Annotated in this window: 2 protein-coding genes; one reads left to right on the top strand and one right to left on the bottom strand. The window is 63.1% G+C overall.

The genetic code is table 11. The features are described 5' to 3' along the window. A partial coding sequence (locus tag SVU69_13780; GenBank protein ID MDY6944067.1) for a class I SAM-dependent methyltransferase occupies positions 1-350 on the bottom strand: 350 nt, incomplete at its 3' end. A gap of 321 nt (positions 351-671) precedes the next feature. On the opposite strand from SVU69_13780, the gene SVU69_13775 reads away from it, so the two are divergent. Beyond that, a partial coding sequence (locus SVU69_13775) for an ATP-dependent DNA helicase RecQ (protein ID MDY6944066.1) occupies positions 672-1,679 on the top strand: 1,008 nt, incomplete at its 3' end.

The following is a 1,679-nucleotide window of genomic DNA, read 5'->3' as shown; positions in this document are numbered from 1 at the left end:
GAATCGCCAAGACACATGGTGCTGCTGACAAACACGCCCCCCGGCTTGAGCATCCGATGAACGTGTGCCGGAATCTCCTGCCAGTTGGTCAGCACGTGCAAAACGTTAAGCCCCAAAACCGCGTCCAGGGAACTGTCGGGGATGTCGACCTGATCAATGGCGGCATGGCGGAAGGTGACATTTTCAATGGCGTTCTCGGCCGCCTTTCGTTGTGCGATTTCAATCATTTTCGATGAGACATCAATTGCCTGTATGTGCTTTACAAACGGCGCATGAGCAATCGCTGTCGAGCCCGTACCGCAACCGAACTCCAGCACCGCCATATCCGGGCGCAGGAACGCGCGCGTCATCTCGAGCTTCCGTTGGTACGAAGCCTCATCCGTTATCGGCCTTTCGGCGTAACGCTCCGCGATTTTGTCCCAAAACTTTTCTGATCGATCCATCATCGCCCCCTTCCCGCCCGCCAAGGCCCACCGCATCGATTCCGGGTTAACCGGCGCCCGTCCAACACCATTCACCCCATGCGTGACAAACACAAGCATCAAAAGCCCTCACCCGCCGGTGGCGTGTGCGTCCGCCGTTGTGTTACTTAGTTGAGCGAAATAAACCATGCCCCCGGAATTTTCCAACGGGCACCGCCCATCGCCACGATTAATCGAGATCCGCCCGCCATGCCGGCCACCGCTGAAACACTGCTGCAGGATGTCTACGGCTACGCCGCCTTTCGCGGCCAGCAGCAGGCGATTATCGACACCCTCACGAGCGGGCGCGATGCCTTTGTGCTCATGCCCACCGGCGGTGGCAAATCCCTGTGTTACCAAATCCCCGCCCTCTTGCGGCCGGGCGTGGGGGTGGTGGTTTCGCCGCTGATCGCGCTGATGGCCGATCAGGTCGCGGCGCTGCGTCAGCTCGGCATCGCCGCCGCCTACCTCAACTCCACCCTTTCGCCCGAGGAACAAGCGGCCACCGAGACGGCCGTGCTCAACGGCGAGCTGAGTTTGGTCTACATCGCCCCGGAACGGCTCATGCAGCCGCGCACCCTGGCACTGCTGCAGCGCTGCGAGCTGGCGCTGATCGCCATCGACGAGGCGCATTGCGTCTCCCAATGGGGGCATGACTTTCGCCCGGAATACCTGCGCCTGGCGGCACTGGCCAACGAATTTCCGGCCGTGCCGCGCATTGCGCTGACCGCCACGGCCGAACCCCGCACCCGGGCGGAGATTCTCGAGCGGCTCTCGCTCACTGATGCCGCCTGCTTCGTGCACAGCTTCGACCGGCCCAACATCCACTACCGGGTGGCCGAGCGCGGCAACGCCAAAAGCCAGCTCCTGCACTTGCTGCGCGAGAGCCATCCGGGCGAGTCGGGCATTGTTTATTGTCTGTCCCGCCGTAAAACCGAAGACATCGCCGCCTGGCTGCGGGAACAAGGCATCGACGCCATGGCCTACCACGCCGGCCTGGACGGCGAGATCCGCGCGGTGAACCAGCGCCGCTTCCAGCGTGGCGAGGGCGTGGTCATGGTGGCCACCGTGGCCTTCGGCATGGGTATCGACAAACCGGACGTACGCTTCGTGGCCCATCTGGACTTACCCGCCACCCTGGAGGCGTACTATCAGGAAACCGGCCGCGCGGGACGCGACGGCGAGCCCGCCGAGGCCTGGATGCTCTATGGCCTGAAC

Source organism: Pseudomonadota bacterium (assembly GCA_034189865.1).
Classification (GTDB): domain Bacteria; phylum Pseudomonadota; class Gammaproteobacteria; order UBA5335; family UBA5335; genus JAXHTV01.
The sequence above is the reverse complement of the archived record's forward strand: the minus strand, read 5'-3'. Positions and strand labels throughout refer to the sequence as shown.